Origin of the sequence: Segatella copri (assembly GCF_949820605.1) — a bacterium.
In the GTDB taxonomy this organism is placed as follows: domain Bacteria; phylum Bacteroidota; class Bacteroidia; order Bacteroidales; family Bacteroidaceae; genus Prevotella.
In genome coordinates, this window is sequence record NZ_CATKVU010000006.1 from 2,060,857 (window position 1) to 2,081,793 (window position 20,937).

At 44.9% G+C, this 20,937-nt stretch carries 28 protein-coding genes, 1 tRNA gene and 1 pseudogene; 8 read left to right on the forward strand and 22 right to left on the reverse strand.

What is annotated here, in order from left to right:
- Positions 1-21 precede the first annotated feature (21 nt).
- From RCO84_RS09745 to RCO84_RS09755, 3 genes are all read right to left on the reverse strand, one after another.
- Positions 22-534, reverse strand: coding sequence for a DUF6169 family protein (locus RCO84_RS09745; RefSeq protein ID WP_317584916.1), 513 nt, complete (start codon positions 532-534; stop codon positions 22-24).
- Positions 534-701, reverse strand: a complete 168-nt coding sequence (locus RCO84_RS09750; protein WP_317572610.1) for a hypothetical protein — start codon at positions 699-701, stop codon at positions 534-536. Before RCO84_RS09750 ends, RCO84_RS09745 begins: the two co-directional genes overlap by 1 nt.
- A 485-nt stretch (positions 702-1,186) precedes the next feature.
- On the reverse strand, positions 1,187-1,324 hold the full coding sequence (locus RCO84_RS09755; protein WP_317572611.1) for a hypothetical protein: 138 nt from the start codon (positions 1,322-1,324) through the stop codon (positions 1,187-1,189).
- Positions 1,325-1,501: 177 nt separating this feature from the next.
- Here RCO84_RS09755 and RCO84_RS09760 point away from each other — a divergent pair, with 177 nt between their 5' ends.
- From RCO84_RS09760 to RCO84_RS09775, 4 genes are all read left to right on the forward strand, one after another.
- Positions 1,502-1,906 (forward strand): BT4734/BF3469 family protein, encoded by a 405-nt coding sequence (locus tag RCO84_RS09760; RefSeq protein WP_144152814.1) that lies wholly within the window; start codon positions 1,502-1,504, stop codon positions 1,904-1,906.
- Positions 1,893-2,126, forward strand: a complete 234-nt coding sequence (locus RCO84_RS09765; protein ID WP_317584918.1) for a VapE domain-containing protein — start codon at positions 1,893-1,895, stop codon at positions 2,124-2,126. The genes RCO84_RS09760 and RCO84_RS09765 overlap by 14 nt, the downstream gene beginning before the upstream one ends.
- Before the next feature lie 183 nt (positions 2,127-2,309).
- Complete coding sequence (locus RCO84_RS09770; RefSeq protein ID WP_317584920.1) at positions 2,310-2,579, forward strand: hypothetical protein; 270 nt, start codon at positions 2,310-2,312, stop codon at positions 2,577-2,579.
- 352 nt (positions 2,580-2,931) lie between these two features.
- Positions 2,932-3,141 (forward strand): DUF4248 domain-containing protein, encoded by a 210-nt coding sequence (locus tag RCO84_RS09775; protein ID WP_144152810.1) that lies wholly within the window; start codon positions 2,932-2,934, stop codon positions 3,139-3,141.
- 331 nt (positions 3,142-3,472) lie between these two features.
- Here the strand turns inward: RCO84_RS09775 and RCO84_RS09780 are convergent, their stop codons facing one another.
- From RCO84_RS09780 to RCO84_RS09810, 7 genes and pseudogenes are all read right to left on the reverse strand, one after another.
- A complete protein-coding gene (locus RCO84_RS09780) occupies positions 3,473-3,616 on the reverse strand; it encodes a hypothetical protein (protein WP_200757134.1) in 144 nt (47 codons plus the stop codon).
- Positions 3,617-3,638: 22 nt separating this feature from the next.
- Positions 3,639-5,933, reverse strand: coding sequence for a BspA family leucine-rich repeat surface protein (locus tag RCO84_RS09785; protein ID WP_317584922.1), 2,295 nt, complete (start codon positions 5,931-5,933; stop codon positions 3,639-3,641).
- 166 nt (positions 5,934-6,099) lie between these two features.
- The gene (locus RCO84_RS09790) at positions 6,100-7,305 is read right to left on the reverse strand and encodes an IS256 family transposase (RefSeq protein WP_287870909.1); all 1,206 of its coding nucleotides are present in this window, start codon (positions 7,303-7,305) and stop codon (positions 6,100-6,102) included.
- Between the two features lie 51 nt (positions 7,306-7,356).
- Positions 7,357-8,010 (reverse strand): hypothetical protein, encoded by a 654-nt coding sequence (locus tag RCO84_RS09795; protein ID WP_317584924.1) that lies wholly within the window; start codon positions 8,008-8,010, stop codon positions 7,357-7,359.
- Between the two features lie 149 nt (positions 8,011-8,159).
- A complete protein-coding gene (locus RCO84_RS09800) occupies positions 8,160-8,405 on the reverse strand; it encodes a hypothetical protein (protein ID WP_317584925.1) in 246 nt (81 codons plus the stop codon).
- Between the two features lie 116 nt (positions 8,406-8,521).
- Positions 8,522-9,691: a helix-turn-helix domain-containing protein gene (locus tag RCO84_RS09805; RefSeq protein WP_317584927.1), complete on the reverse strand. Its 1,170-nt coding sequence runs from the start codon at positions 9,689-9,691 to the stop codon at positions 8,522-8,524.
- Positions 9,688-9,801, reverse strand: a pseudogene (locus tag RCO84_RS09810) (transcriptional regulator); the annotation flags it as partial. The pseudogene RCO84_RS09810 and the gene RCO84_RS09805, both read right to left, overlap by 4 nt.
- A 368-nt stretch (positions 9,802-10,169) precedes the next feature.
- On the opposite strand from RCO84_RS09810, the gene RCO84_RS09815 reads away from it, so the two are divergent.
- Both RCO84_RS09815 and RCO84_RS09820 read left to right on the forward strand, forming a co-directional pair.
- The gene (locus tag RCO84_RS09815; RefSeq protein ID WP_317584928.1) at positions 10,170-10,721 is read left to right on the forward strand and encodes an HU family DNA-binding protein; all 552 of its coding nucleotides are present in this window, start codon (positions 10,170-10,172) and stop codon (positions 10,719-10,721) included.
- A gap of 219 nt (positions 10,722-10,940) precedes the next feature.
- Positions 10,941-11,033 (forward strand): smalltalk protein, encoded by a 93-nt coding sequence (locus RCO84_RS09820; RefSeq protein WP_186292259.1) that lies wholly within the window; start codon positions 10,941-10,943, stop codon positions 11,031-11,033.
- 66 nt (positions 11,034-11,099) lie between these two features.
- Here RCO84_RS09820 and RCO84_RS09825 read toward each other — a convergent pair whose 3' ends face one another.
- The 3 genes from RCO84_RS09825 to RCO84_RS09835 all read right to left on the reverse strand — a co-directional run bounded on the left by RCO84_RS09825 (position 11,100) and on the right by RCO84_RS09835 (position 12,902).
- Positions 11,100-11,552: a DUF5056 domain-containing protein gene (locus tag RCO84_RS09825; RefSeq protein ID WP_317584930.1), complete on the reverse strand. Its 453-nt coding sequence runs from the start codon at positions 11,550-11,552 to the stop codon at positions 11,100-11,102.
- On the reverse strand, positions 11,542-12,081 hold the full coding sequence (locus tag RCO84_RS09830) for an RNA polymerase sigma factor (RefSeq protein WP_317584932.1): 540 nt from the start codon (positions 12,079-12,081) through the stop codon (positions 11,542-11,544). Before RCO84_RS09830 ends, RCO84_RS09825 begins: the two co-directional genes overlap by 11 nt.
- A gap of 86 nt (positions 12,082-12,167) precedes the next feature.
- Positions 12,168-12,902, reverse strand: coding sequence for a DUF6249 domain-containing protein (locus RCO84_RS09835; RefSeq protein WP_217313534.1), 735 nt, complete (start codon positions 12,900-12,902; stop codon positions 12,168-12,170).
- Positions 12,903-13,035: 133 nt separating this feature from the next.
- Here RCO84_RS09835 and RCO84_RS09840 point away from each other — a divergent pair, with 133 nt between their 5' ends.
- Together RCO84_RS09840 and RCO84_RS09845 are read left to right on the forward strand one after the other, a co-directional pair.
- Positions 13,036-14,451, forward strand: coding sequence for a methyltransferase RsmF C-terminal domain-like protein (locus RCO84_RS09840; protein ID WP_317584933.1), 1,416 nt, complete (start codon positions 13,036-13,038; stop codon positions 14,449-14,451).
- Between the two features lie 60 nt (positions 14,452-14,511).
- Entirely contained in the window at positions 14,512-15,051 is a 540-nt protein-coding gene (locus tag RCO84_RS09845) for a dihydrofolate reductase (RefSeq protein WP_317584935.1), read from the forward strand.
- A gap of 37 nt (positions 15,052-15,088) precedes the next feature.
- Here the strand turns inward: RCO84_RS09845 and RCO84_RS09850 are convergent, their stop codons facing one another.
- The 9 genes from RCO84_RS09850 to RCO84_RS09890 all read right to left on the reverse strand — a co-directional run bounded on the left by RCO84_RS09850 (position 15,089) and on the right by RCO84_RS09890 (position 20,919).
- Positions 15,089-15,607 carry an Lrp/AsnC family transcriptional regulator gene (locus RCO84_RS09850; RefSeq protein WP_144153056.1) on the reverse strand — a complete coding sequence of 173 codons (519 nt, stop codon included), beginning with the start codon at positions 15,605-15,607 and terminating at the stop codon, positions 15,089-15,091.
- An 81-nt stretch (positions 15,608-15,688) separates the two neighbouring features.
- Positions 15,689-16,153: an ExbD/TolR family protein gene (locus RCO84_RS09855; RefSeq protein WP_144153054.1), complete on the reverse strand. Its 465-nt coding sequence runs from the start codon at positions 16,151-16,153 to the stop codon at positions 15,689-15,691.
- The gene (locus RCO84_RS09860; protein ID WP_317584936.1) at positions 16,150-16,767 is read right to left on the reverse strand and encodes an ExbD/TolR family protein; all 618 of its coding nucleotides are present in this window, start codon (positions 16,765-16,767) and stop codon (positions 16,150-16,152) included. Before RCO84_RS09860 ends, RCO84_RS09855 begins: the two co-directional genes overlap by 4 nt.
- 43 nt (positions 16,768-16,810) lie before the next feature.
- Complete coding sequence (locus RCO84_RS09865; protein WP_264898516.1) at positions 16,811-17,323, reverse strand: hypothetical protein; 513 nt, start codon at positions 17,321-17,323, stop codon at positions 16,811-16,813.
- Positions 17,324-17,335: 12 nt separating this feature from the next.
- A complete protein-coding gene (locus tag RCO84_RS09870) occupies positions 17,336-17,998 on the reverse strand; it encodes a MotA/TolQ/ExbB proton channel family protein (RefSeq protein ID WP_006847787.1) in 663 nt (220 codons plus the stop codon).
- Between the two features lie 74 nt (positions 17,999-18,072).
- Positions 18,073-18,160: transfer RNA gene (locus RCO84_RS09875), tRNA-Ser, on the reverse strand.
- Between the two features lie 140 nt (positions 18,161-18,300).
- Positions 18,301-19,137 carry a TatD family hydrolase gene (locus RCO84_RS09880; protein ID WP_317584937.1) on the reverse strand — a complete coding sequence of 279 codons (837 nt, stop codon included), beginning with the start codon at positions 19,135-19,137 and terminating at the stop codon, positions 18,301-18,303.
- 33 nt (positions 19,138-19,170) lie between these two features.
- Positions 19,171-20,145, reverse strand: a complete 975-nt coding sequence (locus tag RCO84_RS09885) for a polyprenyl synthetase family protein (RefSeq protein ID WP_118416478.1) — start codon at positions 20,143-20,145, stop codon at positions 19,171-19,173.
- Positions 20,146-20,193: 48 nt separating this feature from the next.
- A complete protein-coding gene (locus tag RCO84_RS09890; RefSeq protein ID WP_317584938.1) occupies positions 20,194-20,919 on the reverse strand; it encodes an energy transducer TonB in 726 nt (241 codons plus the stop codon).
- Positions 20,920-20,937 lie beyond the last annotated feature (18 nt).

Below are 20,937 nucleotides of genomic sequence, written 5' to 3' on the forward strand. Positions count from 1 at the left end.
GTGTATATGGATAGCAAGAAGTTAATCCTGACTATTAGGTTTTACCCTAAGCATAGCCACAGTGTTTGAAAATTCTGCTACAATATCTAAAATATTCGGATTATCTTTTCTAATAATTAAAGCAGCAAAGTTTTCAACACCATCCATATCTTCGATGCTGACAGGCATTAAGATAAACTTATCTTTCATTTGATAAGAAGAAAACCAATATTCAAACAGGCGGCTTCGCATAAGCTGTTTACCATCTCCATTCTCACAAATATACAAGAGAGCAGCTTCATTTATATTAAAGAAGTTCTCAATGATAAGCATCATGGTATCACGCATTTTCAGGTCTCGTGGAGAAGGTATTTTATTTACATTGATGATAGAAAAGACATATGATTCTGCATTTTCAATTATGTCATCATCATCAAAACCAATGGCAAGTACCACACCAAAATCACTTTTAAAGCGATAAGTTCGAGACTTTTCATGCCAATAAACCTCATAAGGAGCAGAAGCATTAATTATATCCAAAGAAAGTGGTTTCATTACCAAACATTTATATATTTAGGATATACTCCCGTGCGCTCCTTATATTCCTCACAAAGGCTCTTAGTGATTTCGGCTACACGAGCCTTTTTACGTTCTTTAGCTGCCATAAATCTTTTCATAACTGCTTCACGTTTTTCCCAAAATTCTTTATCCAATGTATCCATAACAGTTCTTTTTTAAAATTCTTTGATTGTAATCTGCCGCAAAAATACACTTTTTCTTCGAAACCACCAAGAAAATCGCAACAAATCTGCAAGTTATCAGCGAATTACCAGCAAATCCCCCGAACATAAACTGCTGAACTTTCGCATGTGGTTCAAGAACGAGCTGAAGACCCAAAAGCTCCAGAAGCTTCTGCCCTTTACCGTTCCCTTCGGCCGGTGACCATTGGTTCAGGGCGTGTGGGGCATAAACTTGCGAAACGTCGAAAACATTACGATATCTGTGGAATCCGGCAACCGCCGGATTCCACTTTTTAATTTAAAAATCCAATTCAAAAGTATTATTTATTAAAAAAGTAACCATCATCGAAGGCTGCTTCGATAAGTCGTTGCTTTACTCGGGCGTATTCTGCCGAGTCTTCGATAAAGTACCGAAGAGCTGAAACAATCCTCACATAAACACTGAGCGCATGATCGCCCTTACCCTTTTAGATTGCATAAATGTTTTCCTTATGCATCCCAGCATAAAACATCAGATCAGAACCAGATACATGATGGTTCTTCATCTCTTCACTCAGAACAACACCGAAACGGCTGTTGTCTGCTAGAAAATTAACAATCTTCATTGTTTAATTTTTTAAAATTGTTTATAATTATTGTATACGAGTTCCCACTACGGGAACTCTTTTTTATTTTCTTTTTATTATCTTTGCACCATGTAAAACAGATTCAACAATCTGCTTACCTATAATAAAACGAATAACTGATACATATATAGTATAACAATATAAAATTTTTAGGAGATGATGAACATCAGTACATTCATTAACATGGCCAGCAAGATTCCTTCACCTGGCCAGTTGGAAGGCCTGGTAACCTTCATGAAGGAAGATGAGAAACTCAGGTTTTTCACCGAGTCTTACCGGAAAACGGGGAATAAGTCGTACAAACACGATGCACCTCTCTTCGCCGTAGCCTGCATCTTCGAAGGCGGAAAAGGCAAGGACAACATCCGGAGCCTCACACATCTGTCGCTGGTCGACTTCGACCACATCACAGAAAAACCGGATGACGGCACCCTGCACTCGCTCAAAGAGAGAATCTGCCACGATGCCCACACCCTGCTCTGCTACGTTACCATGAGCGGCAACGGACTGCGCGTCATCTACCGCTACGAAGGCGAATGCCAGGCGCATGACGAAGGATGATATCATCGCCCTTTCACAGTATGCACTCATCTGTTATGAAGAGCTCGACACGATGAATCCGTCGGAACTGAACCAGCTGAAGGCTGTGGTAACGATGCAGTATACCAACGAAAGAGCGGCATACGGCCATTATGCCGAGCAGCGCAAGCATATCAACACCTTCTGCGGCACGGGCAACAATCCCGAGTTTTTGAGCGACCCTACCGGTAACCGTCGCTAGCTGCCCTACGAGATAGAGAGCATCCTCTCACCCCGTGAGCATCCGTTCAATTACGAAGGCATCTACGCCCAGGCTTACGCCCTCTACAAGAGTGATTTCCGCTACTGGTTCACCGACGAGGAGATAGAAAAGCAGAACCGGCACAACCGCGCTTTTGAGGCGCCCAGACTAGAACAGGAACTTGTGGATCTCTACTTCCGAAAGCCAACGGAGGCGGAGACAGGGGAGTTCGTGTCCATAGCCAGAGCGATGCAGATCATCAGTTGCAACCTCTCACAGAAGCTGAACAGTTCGAAACTGGGCAAGGCTTTCAATGATCTCGGATTCGAAAAGATGCGCACCACCTACAACCGTGGTTACAGGGCGATTATCCGTACTGCCGAGGAAATCAAGGCTTACCAGGTATCCCTCTGCATCAACTCGCAGCAATGCGATGATGATGCCCCCTTCTAGCCGTTCCTCCAAACCATCGGTTCCATCCGGTTCAGGGTGACACGGTGACACGGTGACACGAGTTTTTCAACATTTCGCCTCGCACGCGGGCAGGCAGGAACTTTCGGCCTAATTTTTCCTGCCTGCCCGCGCGAGAGTAAATCTTCAGAATTCCCTGTCACCCCTGTCACCCTGTCACCCGGAAGCCAGTTACTTCCGAAACGGAAACCAAGGACTTACGGTGCAAAAGTCAGAGACTTATAGTTCAAAAGTCAGAGACTTACGATGAAAAAGTCAGAGACTTACGATGCAAAAGTCAGTAGCTTATGAACCGCATCCTCATTCATAACCCTCATAAAAATCAAACAAAACTATGGATTTAAGAAGTTATACCAAGCAAGAGCTAGCTCTCCTGTATTTTCCCGATGCTACTCCAGCGGTAGCCAGTGCTCACCTGATGCGATGGATCCAGCGCATCCCCGACCTTCTCCAGAAGCTCGCCGCCACCGGTTACGGCAAGAACTGCAAGGAGTTCACCCCGATGCAAGTCTCCCACATCCTCTACTTCCTCGGTGAACCCTAACCCTGTTCCGCCTAATCTGAAAATGAACCAACAAAAGGAGAACAAGGATATTAAATCCTTTGGCAACTTGCTTTTCACCGAAGAATCTTCTTTATATGAAGATAAAGAACATGCAAATACTACTTAATGATTTCGATTAAGAGTTAAATAACAATAACAAGCAACTAATTGTTGCTCAAATATTTGGAATTATAGTTCAGAAAGATTATCTTTGTGAACGATAATAATAAAACATAACAGTATGGAATATAATAGATTAAATGGTAAAAGCCCCCGATGCGTATAGCACCGGGGGCTTCCTGAATTTTGCCGTTAGGCGTTATAATGACTGTTAATCACCATAATACCAGTCGTCTTCCATTTCTGGTCTACCACTGTCACCTTTTCCTTGCTGCATAGTAGATGCTGCAAGGAGGGTGCAAGAGGTGATGTTTACCACCTGCATCTCTGGCTTTGTATATTCTTTCTTTTTCATATCCTTTTGATTTTAAAATTCTTTACTTAACCATGATTTTATAAGTCTTGCTGCCACGCTTCACGATGTTCAGACCCTTCTGCAGACCATTGGTACGACGACCATTCGCATCATAGTATTCTGCATTGGCATCGTTGCTGATAGCGTTGAGGTTGTCAATGGCAGTAGTGCCATCACCCTTTCCGATGCTCAGCATGGCTGCTCTTGCCTGAGATACTGTGGCTGGATGGATGTATGCACGCATCGGTTTGATACCCACGCCCTTGCTATTGCCATTTTTTTTCAACTCATAGACAAGCCAGAACTTATCCTTGCCGATGATGTAGTCGGTGTCTGTAAGACCCTGATTGTCTTTGCCGCCAATCTTGGTGAATGAACCTACGAGGTTGACATCTGTGTTTGTTCCAGCTACTGGCTCTTTAACGAGTTCTGCATTTTGTGCAGAAATGCTGAGTTTCTGCTCACCCTCATTCATCTTGAAGAGCACCGGAGTGCCGACAGGGATTTCTGCTCCTTCATAACTCTCAAGAGTGATGCATTCATTATCATTGTCAATACCTGTGAGACTGTAGAACTTACATTCTGTTTCCCTGCTCTGGTCAATGGCGAAAGGCAAGCAGAGCGTTCCCCAGGTGGTGCCAGTCTTCATCGAGCGGTTGTAAGTTGCATCCTTGGCTGCGAACTTCTCGTACGCCACGAAGTCCTTGTCGTCGTTAAGAGTGAGATTCTCCGCAGTAAGAATTTCTCCTACAGCTCCTATCTTCTCATCACCATTCTTGCCTACTAATTTTGTGAAATAGCCAGTCTTGTAGTTGGCGAATTTACTGTTGTTCTTGTCCGTGTCCGTGTTCTTGTTATACTCAATAAAACCTTTGAGCTTATCACAACCAAGGAACATATCTGCACCATTTTTCAATCCACTTCCAAAAGCAAAATTCTCACTTGCATAAATCGTGGTCAAGTTGGAGCAATTCTTGAATATATTGTCCACATACTCAACTCCTTTCGTATTGAAACTGCTCAAGTCGAGCGAGGTCAGGTTAGGGCAATAGGCAAACATGTGTCCCATATTGTTGACTTTCTCAGTATTGAAACTAGACACGTTTAGAGTCTTGAGCTTAGTGGCACCACGAAACATTGACGGCATTGATCCCACACTTGCCGTATTGAACATTGAGAGATCCAAAGACTCCAAAGCTGAACAAGAACGGAACATACTGTTCATATCTGTCACTTTCGCCGTATTGAATCCTGAAAGATTCAATGATTTGAGAGCAGAACAATTATTGAACATATTTTTCATAGAAGTAACCTTGGCAGTATTGAATTTTGAGAGATTCAAAGACTTCAAAGCAGAGCAGCCATCGAACATAAATCCCATATTCGTCACATCCTCGGTATTAAGATACTCAAGGCCTTCTATTGTGGTCAGATTAGAGCTGTTATAGAACCACGCATAACAAATTGTTGGTCTTGCATTGGCAAACGAAGCATTGAAGACCACCTTCTTCACATTAGTCCCTAATTTATTCCATTGTGGCGTAAATGCCTGCACATTTAGATCATAAGCTCCTTTGGGCTTGACTGCCTTGTATCTGAATGTAAGAGTCCCAGTAGCATCGTCAAACTCAGCATACCCACATCCAGAAGTAAAATAGCCAGTCTTGTAGTTGGCGTATTGGTGGTCGGTAGCGAGCAAGAAATACTTTTTAAAACCTTTGAGCTTTGTACAATTTTTGAACATATTCTCACCATTTTGTACATTGGTCGTTACAAAATTATCGCTGACGTAGATGGTTGTGAGAGCGGTGGATGATTCATCTAACATATAGAACATACGGTTCATATCCCTCACCTCCGCTGTGTTGAAGTTTGTGAGATCGAGCGAGGTGAGAGCAGAGCAACCTTTGAACATACCGTGCATATCCGTCACCTTCGCTGTGTTGAAGTTTGTGAGGTCGAGCGAGGTGAGATTGGAGCAACCAAGGAACATATAGCCCATATCCGTCACTTTCGCTGTGTTGAAGTTTGTGAGGTCGAGCGAGGTGAGTTTTGAGCAGTCACAGAACATACCATACATGTTCGATACATTCTTGGTGTTGAAGTTTGTGAGATCGAGCGAGATGAGAGTGGAGCATCCATTGAACATAAAGTACATGTTCGATACATTCTTGGTGTCGAAGTTAGTGAAGTCAAGAGATTTAAGATTGGAGCATTCCTGGAACATAGAACTCATATCCGTAATATTCGCTGTATTCAAATATTCAAGGCCTGAAATCGTTTCCAATGTCTTGCAGTTATAAAAGAATTCTTTCAATGATGTAGGAGCGTATGTCTTGAAACTCTCTTCGAAAACTATATTCTTGATAGTAACATTTCCTAAGGGGGTGTAATTTAAACTGTGTCAAGGCTTGTTCTTAACTTTCATTCCCACTCCCTGCTGGGGGCATGCCCCCAGCAGGGAAGCCTTTTCGGCTGCAAAGTTACATAATTTTAAATCTATCTCCAAATTTTATTGCCAATTGTTGAGAAATTTGTCCCCAATTTGCCAGTGACATAGTCCATTTCTTACGGATGTTGCGGTAAGCTAAGTACACAAGCTTCTCCAAAGAATTATCCGTAGGAAAGACCCCTTTAGTCTTTGTGACCTTTCTTACCTGTCTGTGATACCCCTCAACCGTATTGGTCGTATAAATGAGTTTACGGATGGCTGGAGTATATTGGAAATACTCTGTCAGACGTTCCCAATTGTCACGCCATGACTTGATGACAATTGGGTACATCTCTCCCCACTTAGACTCTAACAGGTCTAAATTAGCAGCAGCGGAGTCTTTGTTTACTGCACCATATACTGTTCTTAAATCCTTGATAAACTCCTTTTGATGCTTACTGCCAACATACTTGATAGAATTGCGTATCTGATGGACAATACAGAGCTGCACAGAACTCTCAGGAAATACGCTTTGGATGGCATCCGGGAAGCCTTTGAGACCATCAATACAACAAATCAAGATGTCTCGAACACCACGGTTCTGAAGATCCGTAAGAACTTCTAGCCAGAAGTTAGCTCCTTCACTCTTAGACACATACATACCTAACAGTTCTTTTTGGCCTTCCTTGTTGATGCCAAGAATGTTGTAAATGGCTCGTGTGACAGCTCTGCCATTCTCATCCTTTACCTTATAATGGATAGCATCAAGCCAGCAAATGGCATATACAGGATCGAGCATGCGAGACTTCCAGGCGGTGATTTCGGGTAATACACGGTCTGTTATAGAGCTGATAGTATCGGCTGATAGAGTTGTGTTGAACTCACGCTCAAAGTAGCTGCTGATGTCACGTGTGCTGGTGCCCATGGCGTACATCTCAATAATCTGGTCTGCCATGCCATTGGCAAGAATAGTCTCACGCTTCTTTACGGTCTCAGGTTGGAAAGTTCCGTCTCGGTCACGAGGAGTCTCTATAGTGACCTCACCATATTTTGTTTGAACCTTCTTACTCATCTTACCATTACGACGATTGCCGGAAGAGCGTTCCTCTTCACTTAAATGAGCGTCCATCTCACCTTCGAGAGCTGAGTTGAGAATACGCTCTAACAATGGAGCTAATGCTCCGTCCTTGCCAAATAAGGCTTCACCACTACGCAACTGCTGAGCTGCTTTCTTGTAATCAATTTCTAAGTTGTCCATAATATAAAAACTGTGTTAAACTACTTTTATTGTAGCTTGACACAGTTTAGTTTACACTCTCTTTCCTAAAGCTTTGCAAATTTCACCCACATTATTATATTTTTCTACAATGACACTGTTGTTTCCTATATCTGATATATTAGCATCAATAACTTTCTTGAAAGTCAATGTAGTGTTCTTAGCATTGTACTCTGCAATATAATTATTGTCAGAAATAGAGGTCGCTGTTTTCAGATCGTATATGAATGTGCGGTCAGCATTATTATTTCCTGAATAGTCTTTTTGGTAAGACAACTTCAAAGTATGCTCGCCAGCAGATAAAGATTCTTTTATCTCTATTTGTCTTATTCCGCTAATCTCCTCAAACTTTTTGTTATCTATAGTAATAGTGGCTTTATCACAATAAGATTCAGAAGAAACGAGATGCTTGAATGTCAAGAATATGGGCTTTTCTACTTTGAAGTTGACTACAGTCTCTGAAGTACTTACCCCTTCCACATTATAATTACTTGACATCAGTCCTGTGCTTCCTTCTGGAATTTCGAAGCTAATATCTGTCATTCCTTCGGCTTTCAAGTCCATCATCTGCCAAGGATAATCACCATTGTCAGTAATGGTAACATCAGTTATACCATCCAAGCTATTGAACAAAGCACAGCGGGGGTCTGTCTGCGCCACCATACGTGCAGGTACAAACAGCAACATGAACAACATCAATGGGAACAGAGCGATCCTTCGGAACTTACCCCCCCATAGTTCATACGGTCGGCATGCGACTCATTGAATTGATTGGTATTTTTTTTCATAATTTAATGTTATATTTGTTATTTAAATTCGTCTGCTTATTGTTAAGTTCACTCCAGAAAATACAAGAGATTTTTCAGGCTGATAAATATGGATGCAAACAGCAAATAGATATAAAAGCGTTCTCTCTTGATGAAATCACAGAAGCTGTAGCGAGCCTTGTAGTTTTCATCAAGATATATCCTGTAGTCTTGAACCATGGCATAGCTCATGACTATGGCGAACAACAGAAGACCCAATGCCACTATAAAAATAGCCTGTTCCTCTTTCATGAAAGTCTGAATTATATTTTCCATGGCGCAAAGATAGTGTTTTTCATCGGAAAAAGGTGTCTACTTGCCCCACTTAGGTGTCTACTTCCTACAAAATAGGTGTCTACTTGGTGGGGGAAGTAGACACCTAAGGCGTGATTTTATTGTATTTTCGCTCTCCAGACAGTTGGGGAGCAACCTTCTTTCTCTTTGAATATGCGATAGAGATAGGAGCGTGAAGAGAAGCCACATTCGGCAGAAATGATGTCGTTGTTGTAGTCGGGATAGTCGAGCATCATCTTCTTTGCTGCCTCGAAACGTACCTCGGCAAGCCAGATGCGGAAGGTGGAGTTAAGGCACGCAGTGAAGTAGCGTGACAGCTCGTTCTTGGAGATGTTCAGCGAGCGTGACAGGGTGAACATGTTTACTGTGGTGTCTTTGTAACCCAAATCAGCACACCACTTGTCGAGCATCTCCTTGATAAATGCCTGACGCTCCTGAGAAATTGACTGTAAATTTTCTTTATCGTCTATAGGTTCTGCATCCTGCCCATCGGAGCTTTCCAAAGATGCTCCCCCATTTTCAGTTTCTTCATCTGCTATGGTTGCACATTCTTCAGCTTCCTTATCCAAGAGTTCCTCGGTAGGAACGTAATTGTAGCCCAATGCCACGAAACTCAGGTTGAAGAAAAGAATTGAGAGCAAAGCCAACGGTCCTATTATATATAATAAGGTGGTAGAGAGGATGACGAAAGGCATGGTAAGGGTAGAGAAGAACAGGGCGAAGACACTGGCTCGGGCATATCGCACGTAGGGCAGCATGTCGCCACCAGTCATCAGCTCTAACATTTTCTTGCGTTTCCGCATCTCAATCATAATCATATAGATGCAATACGCTACGTTTGTGCCGAACAATACGAGCATCGCATAGAGCCAGTTGCCAATGTTAAGACTTCCGCTATTGCTGTAGCCTATGCAGAAAACTGCTATGATGGCGGCATAAATGCAAGCGCAGACGATGTTCATCTTTCGGCGGTTGGCATGGGTCGCCTCAATGTTGTATATGCCCATGGCGATAGTGGTGATGCATGGGGTATAGACAAGAATGTTGAAAATAGCTCCCAAGTCATCGCTTTTCGCACGAAAACCCAAGAGCATCTGCAAGAGATATTGTATGGCAAGTCCCATCATACCTGCAAGTATCAGCCAACGTGACCACTCATAGCGTCGGTTGGTCCACTTCATGTGCAGGTGGGTGATGCCGAGGATAAGGGCATTGATGAGCATGAAGATGAAACATGCAAACTGAAGGAAATATAAAGAGTCCATCATTCTTTGATACATTTTTTGTTCAACAAATCGTTTACATCCACTTTCAGCAAATCAGAAATCCGTATTAAGGTTTCCAAATCTGGTTGGCAAGTGTTTGTACACCATTTAGATCATGTAAATCCGCTTGCAAAAGTACGAAAATAATTTCAGAAAAAGGTAAAATATTCTCAAAACATTTACGAAAACATGCAAATAATTGATTGAACTTTCGCATGTAGTTCAAGTACGGGCTGAAGGCCCAAAAGAGGGTGTGGAGCTTACTTGCGAAAGTTCAGTGGGCTTATAAACTCCAGAAAAAAAGAATCTATGAAAAAGTATGATAAAACATGAGCAAGTATGAGCAACTGTGAGTTGACACCTCACCGATTCCGTATCTTTGCATTGTGGTTCAGAGATAACATCTCATACCACCAAGAGGCAATGCGCAGCGCCCCCTACTACACAAACACAATTTATTAACCTTAAAAATGAAGACACTATGATTCTGTACACATTGAAGAAGTATGTCAACGAGAAGTTGAGCGCCGCTTACGGCAAGTTTTTCGCCTACCCTGTAATCACCCAGACCTATGGTCTTGATGAACTCGCAGAGCACATGGAAAGTCACAACACACCGTTCTCAAAGGGAGCCATCAAGGGTATGCTCACCGACATGGTGAGCTGCGTAAGAGAACTGGTTCTGCAGGGTATCGCCGTGAAGATTCCCGACCTCGCCATTTTCAGCATCGGCATCAAGAACAAGGAAGGTGCTGCCTCCGAGAAGGAGTTCAGCATCACCAAGAACATTGCCGGACTGAAACTCCGTGCCCGTGGCACCGGTGAGTTCAAGGCAAACAGTCTGAACCTCGATGCATCCCTGAAGAAGGCCACAGCCGTAACAGGAGATGTTACTCCACCAGACGGCGGCAAGGACAACACAGGCGATACTACCCATGGTGGCGGCACAAACCAGGGTGGCGACTCAACACAGACTGGCGGATCAGGCAACAACGGGAGCAGCGGCTCCGATGGTAGCGATGGCCTGGAGTAACCCCCTCGCCAGTAGATGAAGAAAGAAGGTTTTAGGCAGGATGCAGTCCGGGATTCGGCTATAGCACCCCCGGCTATTCATCAATATAGCAAGCATCATTGAAACACGCGCTATCAAGCCCATCTGCTCATCCTGTCAGCCTTCCTTCTCAAAAGTATCGCCCGGATATAGGAAATCCGAACCCCCAATCCATTTATTAACCTTAAAAATCAAATGAAAATGAAAAGAGAAACACTCAAGAAAATTCTGAATTTCGTCATTACCGTTCTCACCGCCATAGCCTCTGCCTTCTGCGTGCAGAGCTGCAAGTAGTATCAACCCTTTAAAGATTCAGTACCATGAAAAACACAAGAAGCAAGTTCAGTTATATTTATATCCCTACTGACGTGCATCAGCCAGTTCATTATATCCCCAAACCATGATGAGGACAACGATGCCAGCCAGCACCATCAGGAGATTCTGAGAGTGGGCGATGGAATCTGCCACATGCGTAAGCGCACGCGAACCGGAAAGGAGGAAATCTATCTTCATAGAGAAAAGCCATTCCTGAATCTGCTCCCATCCCTGACAGACTACTGCTATGATGATGCCTGCTGCCACACAGGCTGCCGTCCATAAATGTTCCAGGCGCTGGCGCTTGACCAGCGACATCGTTGTATCAGTTTCGGGTAAAGCCGGCAATGCCTGCACCACCCTGTCGGAGAATCCGTCATCAGGAATCTCTGACATCTGGCAATTGGAAAAGAACATCTTCAAGAGTTCTTCATCCTGAGGGGTCAATGGTTCCACTTTCATGCTCTCCAACTTCTTATCATTTATCTTATCGGTCATAACCATTCTTTTTTAAGTAACTTGCAAGTTTCTGTTTTCCTCGAGAGAGATGCGACTTAATGGTGCCTTGCACCATTCCCGTCACCTCTGCAATCTTATCTATAGAGAGTCCATCCATCAGCTGCAGCGTGATGCATGTACGTTCATTTTCATTCAATATCTGTAATGCCTTGAGCAAATCCATCTTTAATCCGGCATGGGCGTCCTGTGCATTCTTACTGGAAACAGCAGGCGTATCGATATCCTGCGTCTCCTTATGACTGCGGGTATAATCATACCATACATTATAGGCGATGCGGTAGAGCCAGGTGGAGAAAGAGGCTGTACCCCTGAAACCGGACAAATGGGTATATGCCTTGACAAAGGTATCCTGCGCCAAGTCGTCACTCAGCTGTGCATCCCCCAGCGTCTGCCGCAGGAAAAAACCACGAATGGGTGACTGATACTTCCTGACCAGCAGGTCGAACGACTTGCGGTCATGAAGCATCACCACCTTCGTGACGAGAGAGATATCGGATAACTTTTCCACCTTATATATATTAACTAATAATTGTTGTTCTTTTCCTTGTGACTTCCTCTCCTATTGAGAAGCCATGATATATTGAATGTCGGCTGCTAGACCGGAGTACCATTATAGCCCGTGCCCTGGTCGCCGTGACGGTTTTTCCACCAGTCCTTGATGGCAGGAAGCGAGCCGATAACGGTCTGACCGATGCCATAGAAGAAGACCAGGGCTCCGATGCCAGCCAGGAAATCAACATCCCACCAGGCAAACATGGCGCATAAGCCGGCTCCCAGGAAGGCATTTCTCAATCCCCGTTTCACGAGATATTCATCGCTCTGCTTGTCTATCGGACGGTCGCTTTCCGGAACATTGATGCCCTTCTCCATCGCCATCTCCGCCAGTTTCATCCGGTCGTTGTGGCGGCGAATCAGATATCTGATAACCAGAAATACGATGATCAGCGGAGCAAAGACAAACAGCAGACCGAAGATGATACAGAAAATGATCATAACAGCCAGCGCTCCGCCACCAAATACCGAACCGATGAAATCGAACGGATCATCATAGTTGTCTAAACTGTATCTAGAATGAACAGATCTATTATCATTCTCATCATAATCATCATAGTTGGCCGAATCTGTACTGGTTGTATCAGAATAAGCCTCCAACGCCTCGTCGTCTTTATCCTTCGAAGCAGATGGCTGTGCGGCAGATGCAGGAGCAGCCTTGGGGTCTACCTGTTGGGTAGTTGGATGATAACGATGTTTTGGAGCAGAAGACGCCAAAGACACTTGGGTGGCTCCGATGCTCATAACGAGCGCTAATGCCAATATTGCTTTCTTCATATCATTATTTTTTATTGTTTTTACCTTGTTATTTGAAAAATTTCTGCTTCTTAGACGCATCTCTTCGCGATTTAGTTGCAAAGAAACGAAAAATTTCTTATTTTTGCAAACAAATTAAAGAAAAAGAAACAGAATGAAGACATTACCTGAAGATTTCAGAACATATACGCAGGCACTGATGGGCGAAAAGCTGTATCAGCGTCTGGAGCATGCTATCCTTGGAGAGGAGGCACCAACCAGTATCCGCATCAATCCTTTTAAATGCAAGGATGCTGATGGCGAACCGATTCCCTGGTGTCCGGAAACCGGACGTTATCTCTCTACCCGTCCCGGATTCACCTTCGATCCGCTGCTGCATGCCGGCTTATATTATGTACAGGAAGCCTCATCCATGTTTGTTGATATGGCTATCCGACAGTACGTAAAAGAACCGGTGATGATGCTGGATCTCTGTGCTGCCCCTGGCGGAAAGTCGACTGCCGTAAGGGCTGCCTTGCCGGAAGGGAGTCTGCTCTTCAGCAACGAACCGATGCGCACCCGCTCGCAGATTCTTGCCGAAAACGTACAGAAGTTCGGTCATCCGGATATGATTGTTACCAACAACTATCCCCGCGATTACAAGAAATCGAAATTGCAGTTTGATGTGATTCTTACCGATGTTCCCTGCTCCGGCGAAGGAATGTTCCGCAAAGATGAAGGGGCTATCGGCGAATGGAGTACCCAGAATGTGAACAACTGCTGGCAGCTGCAGCGCGAAATCGTATCGGATATCTGGAACTGTCTGAAGCCAGGCGGTATCCTGATTTACTCTACCTGCACCTTCAATGCGCACGAAGATGAGGAGAACGTGGACTGGATATGCGAAGAACTTGGCGCAGAAGTGATGGCACTGGAGGGTGTAGAAGATACATGGAACATCACCCGCAACCTCACGGGCAGCGACTTTCCGGTTTACCGGTTCATTCCTGGCGTTTCGCGAGGCGAAGGTCTGTTTATGGCGATTCTGAAGAAAGAGGGCGAATGGGAAGCAGGTTCTTCAGCCAAGGAGAACAGGAAGGATAAGAAGAAGAAAGACAAGAAGGTGGCTAAAGGAAAGGGACCGGAGATTCCGGACGGCTGGCTGAAGACTGATACGGAATGGATACCTGCAGAGAGCAACGAGACGGTTTACGCCATTCCGGGCAGATGGAAAGACATCTACGACCAGGCAGAAAAGAACCTGAAGGTGCTGCATGCAGGTGTGAAACTGGGAACAGACAAGGGAAAGGGTCTCATTCCCGACCAGGCTCTCGCTCTCTCTACGATGCTCAACAAAGATCACTTTCCACAGGTGGAGTTATCCTACGATGATGCCATCCGCTACCTTCGCAAGGAGGCTGTGAATCTGCCTGCCGATACGCCTAAGGGTTATGTACTGGTAACCTACAGACAGGTTCCGATAGGCTGGGAAAAGAACATTGGCAACCGTGCCAACAACCTCTATCCGCAGGAGTGGAAGATCAAGAGCAGCCACGGGACGGGAGAGCTGTTTATAGTTAATAGTTTATAGTTAACAGTTTACAGCAAGAATGAATAATTCAACATTTAATACTTAACATTCTAAATAAAAATGTTCAGCATCATCGCCTGTATATCAAAAGTGCATAGAGCTATCGGGTACAAGAACCGGTTGCTCTACGCCATCCCATCGGACATGACCCGATTTCGTATGCTCACAACTGGACATACGATCATCATGGGCAGGAAGACATTTGAGTCGCTGCCGAACGGAGCCTTGCCCAACCGCCGTAATATTGTTATCTCGAAGACAAAAGAGCAGATAACAGGGTGCGAAGTATACACCTCTCTGGAAGAAGCGCTGGCAGCAAGGAAAGAAGAGGTTGGAAGCAAAGAAGCGGCAGCAAGCAAAAAAACGGTTGGAAGCAAAGAAGCATCAGAAGAATGTTTCATCATCGGAGGAGCCAGCATATATGAACAGGCTTTGCCTTTTGCAGACAAGCTTTATCTCACAATCGTTGAAAAGGAACCTGAACATGCCGATACCTTCTTTCCGGAAATCAATCCGGCAGAATGGGAAGTGACAGAAAAAGAAATGAGGAATGAAAACGGCTTACCATTCACATTCCTCGCTCTTTATAGAAAGCAGTAATCCCGCAGGGAGCTACTGTTTTTTTTCTTTTTATATCTTATTTCTCTACTGCAGCCTCCTCATCAGTTTCCTCTTCATCATCGTTGAAACTCTTGAGATCCTGCATAGAAAGCTGACGGTTGATAGATGCATTGAAAGAAATGATGGTCTCGCTGCGAGACAATCCCAATGGCTGCAACTTATCATGGATGATTTCCAGGAGATGGTGGTTGTTGAGCGCGTAAATCTTGATAAACATATCAAAACCACCTGTAGTATAGTGGCACTCTACAACCTCAGGAATCTTCTTCAACTCCTCTACAACCTGGTCAAACTTCTCAGGCTCCTTCAGATAGAGTCCCATATAGGCACAAGTTTCGTAACCTATCTTCTCTGGGTCAATGATGAATTGTGAACCCTTGATGATACCAAGATTTGTAAGTTTAGCAACACGCTGATGAATGGCAGCACCGCTCACATTGCAAGCGCGTGCCACTTCCAAAAATGGAATACGGGCATCCTGAGAAATCAGCTTCAGAATCTGCCTATCTAATGAATCTAAAATTTGTTTTGACATAATACTAATAATTTGCTTGCAAAGATAATACAAAAAATTAATAAAAGCAATTTTTTAAGAGAAAAACATGATAAATTAATATTATTTTCCTTTTTCTGTGCCAGAATAACTGATTTTTAGTGCTTTTGCCTGGCGCAAAGCCTGCTTTACGTCAGTTATCACACCCATCTTGGTTTCCTGATCTGCTTTGATTGATACGGTCATCAGCTTCTGGTCTTCAGGTGACATACGTTTCTTTTCTGCCGAAATATAATCCATCACTTCGGGAGCCGAAGCAAACTTATCATTCAACTGAATCTGGGTACCTGTACCATACTTTGCCTGCATCTCTTTGGTTGGCTTACCTATATAAATATGGCTCACCGCCGATTTCTTGGTCAGGCGGGTGAGTTCCTTGCCTTGTGGCAAACGGCAGTCTACCTTCAAGGTAACCTGGCGCATGTGGGTAACAATCATAAAGAAGAACAGTACGGAGAAAATGAGGTCTGGCAGAGAAGATGTATTCAACCCTGGCACTTCATGCGATTTCTTATGAAAATTCATCATTGTTTACCTCCTTTCTGCTGTTCTGTAGCTGTTTCTGCCGTTTTCTCTTCTCCCTGCTTTTCTTCTGCATTGGCATCAACACGCTGGTCGGTTTGAGTCATTGCGTTGGCATACGACTCTGTGATGCGCTGCGGACAGATGTTGCGCACCTGTTCTTTCTGGTCATTGTTCAAAAGGGCATAATTCCTGTGATATTTCTTCTGGGCTGTTTCGTTGCGTAGCTGGCTGTATGCTTCCATCAGCTGATTCTGCATCTGGAAATAGAGATTATAGTCGGCATCGCGGTCACTCTCGATAGAGATGAGATGTTTCTTGCCCAGGCGGTGAACAAAGCGGATGATTTCTTCCTTGAGCCGGCTCACCTGCATCGGCTTACCATTAACCAAAAGCGTATCGCCAGCCGTCAGGCGCAGTGCCATCAGGTTAGCCTTGTCTACCACCGACTGTTGCTGCTCCTTCTTCTGCGGTTCAGGTAAAGGGAGTTGGCGCAACAGTCCCTTATCCACATCCATTGATGTGGTGACAAGGAAGAATATCAACAGCATGAACGAGATGTCGGCTGTAGATGTGGTATTCAGTCCCGGGGTTTCGTGTTGCTTCCTTCTAATCAGCATATTTAATCCTTATTTATAGAATAGAGAGCCCAAAGCACTCTCTTTAGTTTTTCTTCCGAATATAACGTGTGCCACCGAAACAGACGGCACCGATTCCTGCCACCAGCATCAGGAGCGATGTGATGACAAACATATCTGAAAGCTTGAGCCAGAGCCAGTCGGCATAATTCTCGCCATTGATGAGCATCGGAGCAGAACCGCCCAAAAAGAAGGTAAGCAGCAAAACTGCCAAAGTTCCGATCCATGTGATGCGGAAGATGCGACGCACGGGAATGCCATTCACTACAGCCTCCGACTTGCTGCTGCGATAATCTCTGATCATCGAAAAGACTGCCAGACCCACACCTCCTATCAGGAAGAGCCACATCAGCAGGATGAGCACATCGGTAAAGAGAGGCGCATTAAAGTCGGGGTTCTCTTCGAAAGGCAAATCGTAGCCTACCAAAAAGAACAGACCGAAAACCAGCACCGCCAGTCCTATCATGATATAGAACACCTGCTGCGATATCTTTTCGGCCGATTTCGTCTTCTGCTTTGAAAATTGAAATTTAACCATTTCTCTCTTCGTTTATTTATTCTTGGCAATAATATCCATTAAAGTAACCGCCGACTCCTCCATCTGACTTGTCAGGTGCTCTACCTTAGAAAGGATGTAGTTATAGAAAACCTGAAGGATGAGGGCTACGATGATACCGAAGATAGTAGTGATGAGCGCCACTTTCATACCCGAAGCAACGATAGTAGGACTGATATCGCCCGCCTGCTGAATCTGGTCGAACGACATGACCATACCAATCACGGTTCCGAGGAATCCGAGCGATGGCGCCATAGCGATAAAGAGTTTGATCCAGGAGCATCCCTTCTCCAGGTTAGCCGCCTGAACGGTACCATATCCGCTTACCGAGCGCTCAATGTCATCAAGACTCTCGCTGATATGCATCAAACCCTGGTAGCAGATAGAAGCCACCGGTCCGCGGGTATTCCGGCAGAGCGTCTTAGCCCCTTCCACATCTCCCGCCGACACCTTCTGGTCGATATCCTGCATCAACTTCTTGGCGTTGATTTCAGAAAGACTCAGATAGATGATGCGCTCGATACAGAAAGCCATACCCACGATGAGGGCGATGGCAACGAGAGACATAAATCCCGCATTACCCTCTATAAACTTTGTCTTAAGAGCTTGATGAAATCCCATGTTCTCTTCTTGAGCCATCATAGGCAGAGAACACATCCATGTGAAAACCAATATTGCAAAACGTGCAATAGCTGTATTTTTCTTCATATACCTTATTATATATATAAAAGCGGAAAGAGGGGGATTCGAACCCCCGAACCGGTTTTGCCGGTTACACGCTTTCCAGGCGTGCCTCTTCAGCCACTCGAGCACCTTTCCATATTCCGAAGAACTCTTCTTAATCGCCGCAACATGCTGCTGCAACAATTTCGAAGTGCAAAATTATTGCTTTTCCTCCGAAATACCATAACTTTCATTGTTTTTTTATGTTTATTTAAGGAGTTTTGAACGCTTGCGTCCTATACTTGCGATACGGATAGCGGAAAAACCCGCTCTGCATTGAGGTTGGTCTGTCGGGCAAACTCCTCTTCGCTTATGCCATAAGCCTTGGCGAGCGTCTTCATCACTTCTACCACGAAAGCACTTTCGTTGCGTTTTCCGCGGTATGGAACGGGAGCCATATACGGACTGTCGGTCTCCAGAACGATGCGATCCAGAGGAACTACGGCAGGGAGGTCTTCACGCAGATGGCTGCTCTTGAAAGTAGATACGCCACCGACGCCCAATACAAACTTATCGAAGGAGAGCAGTTCTTCTGCTTCCTTCTGATTGCCCGTAAAGCAATGGAAGACGCCACCCGGCAGTTCTTTCTCATACTTTCTGAGCAGATGCACCATCTCGTTCTGCGCCTTGCGGCAATGAATCATCAGCGGGAGCTGGGTTTCTACCGACCATTTTACCTGTTCCTCGAAAGCCTCGAGCTGCTCGTTTTCGAACTCACGGCTCCAGTAATAATCAAGTCCTACCTCTCCGATAGCAATCAAGTCTGAAAACTGAGGAGAACCCGCCTGACTGGCATTACCGGTCATGCGATGCTCCTCCAGTATCTTCCGGAGTTCAGCCAGCTGTTCCTTCCAGTCTTCCTTCACTTCCTCAGGGTGCAAGCCAATCATAGGATAGGCGTAGCCCGGATATTCCTTAGCCAATGCCAGTACCGCGTGTGTGGTCTTCACATCGATGGCAGGCAAGAACACCTTGCCTACCCCCGCTTCCTTGGCACGGGCGAAAGCCTCCGCCCTATCCTCATCAAACTCCTCCGCATCAAAATGCGTATGTGTATCTATGACTTTGAACATTGAACTTTGAACTTTGAACTTTGAACTTTATGATTAGTACTGTCGCTTCATCATTTTCTGAGCATACTTAGCCAGTTCTTCCTTACGCTCAGCAGGCACATTCACGGCATCCAGATACTTCTTGCTCTGCTCGAAATAATAAGCAATCTTATCCTGCGCCATTTTGTCGATACCTATCTCGTTGTATAGACGGGTAACGGCAGCCACCTTCTCCTTGCGGTCGAAATCCTTGGCATCAACCCACTTCTGCAGTTCTGCACGCTGAGCGTCGTTGGCATGGTTGAAGGCATTGATGAGCATGTAAGTCTTCTTGTTGGATGTGATATCGCCACCAATCTCCTTACCGAACACCTTGGTATCGCCGTAAACATCGAGGTAATCATCCTGCAACTGGAACGCCAATCCTATCTGCTCGCCAAACTTATACAGGTTCTCTGCATCCTCATCAGAAGCATCGGCAAGGATAGCACCCATCTTCAGGGCACAAGCCAGGAGAACGCTGGTCTTGAGGCGAATCATCTCGATATATTCCTCCTCCTTCACATCGTTACGGTTTTCAAACTCCATATCAAACTGCTGACCTTCACCAATTTCCAGGGCAGTGGTCGTAAAGAGTTTCAACACCTTGGCAAGATGCTTTTCATCACATTGAGCCATACGCTCATAAGCCAGAACGAGCATGCTGTCGCCCGAAAGGATTGCCGTATTGGCATCCCATTTCTTATGAACCGTTTCATGACCGCGACGCAAATCAGCATTGTCCATCAGGTCATCATGCAGCAAAGTATAGTTATGATAAGTTTCCAGAGCAACGGCATTCATCAGAATCTTCTCAGGATTGTCCTTGAAAAGATTGTAGCCCAGAAGCATGAGCGTAGGACGAATACGCTTGCCACCCATAGAAAGTACGTATCTGATAGGCTCATAAAGAGACTTTGGCTTTCTTTCGTAAGGCAAATTAGCCAGAAACTCATTTACCATGCTTAAAATTTCATCTGCTGTCTTCATAATAATGTATAATTTATAATGTATAATTTACAATGAACAATTTATAATTTATAGCTGGAACACTACCGGGATGGCAATCATCGTGCGACAGACCTTACCTTTATCGATGCCCGGTTTCCACTTCGGCATCATCTTCATCACCCTCAAAGCCTCGTTGTCGAGCAATGGATCTACCGAAGTGCTTACCTTGATATTGGCAACACTTCCATCCTTGTTTACGATAAAGGATACCACTACGGTTCCCTGAATCTTGCTCTTCTGGGCAGCTATAGGGTACTTCAGGTTCTTGGTAAGCCACTGCATGAAGGCAGACCAGCCACCAGGAAACTGCGGTATCTTCTGCACGACGGTCAGTTTGATAGGAGCCTCAGCTCCCGGATTCTCAATGGGAGTTTCAGGAACCGCTTCCTTCACCTCTGCTCCATCCACTACACCCGAGCCGTCGCCGATAACCAGTTCGCTGGTTGTAGAACTGATTTTCTGCGGTGCCTTCTGAGTCTGTTGCTCGGCAGCCTTCACTTCCTGAGTAATCGACTTAGAAGCAGGAGCCGAAACAGCTTCTGCACTCACCATATCTTTCTGGTCGGGACGAGCCGACATTTCCAGATCCTGTGAGAGATCTTCCATCGATTCCGACAAGTCATCATCTCCCTGCGGACCTCTCTGATATTGGAGTCCTACGAAGATGAAAGTAAAAGCCAACAGCAACCCTAGCAGGAAAAATGTAACCCGCTTATCTTCCAGTTGTGCGCTATTTGATTTCTTAATTTCCACAATAAAAACCGTTTAAAA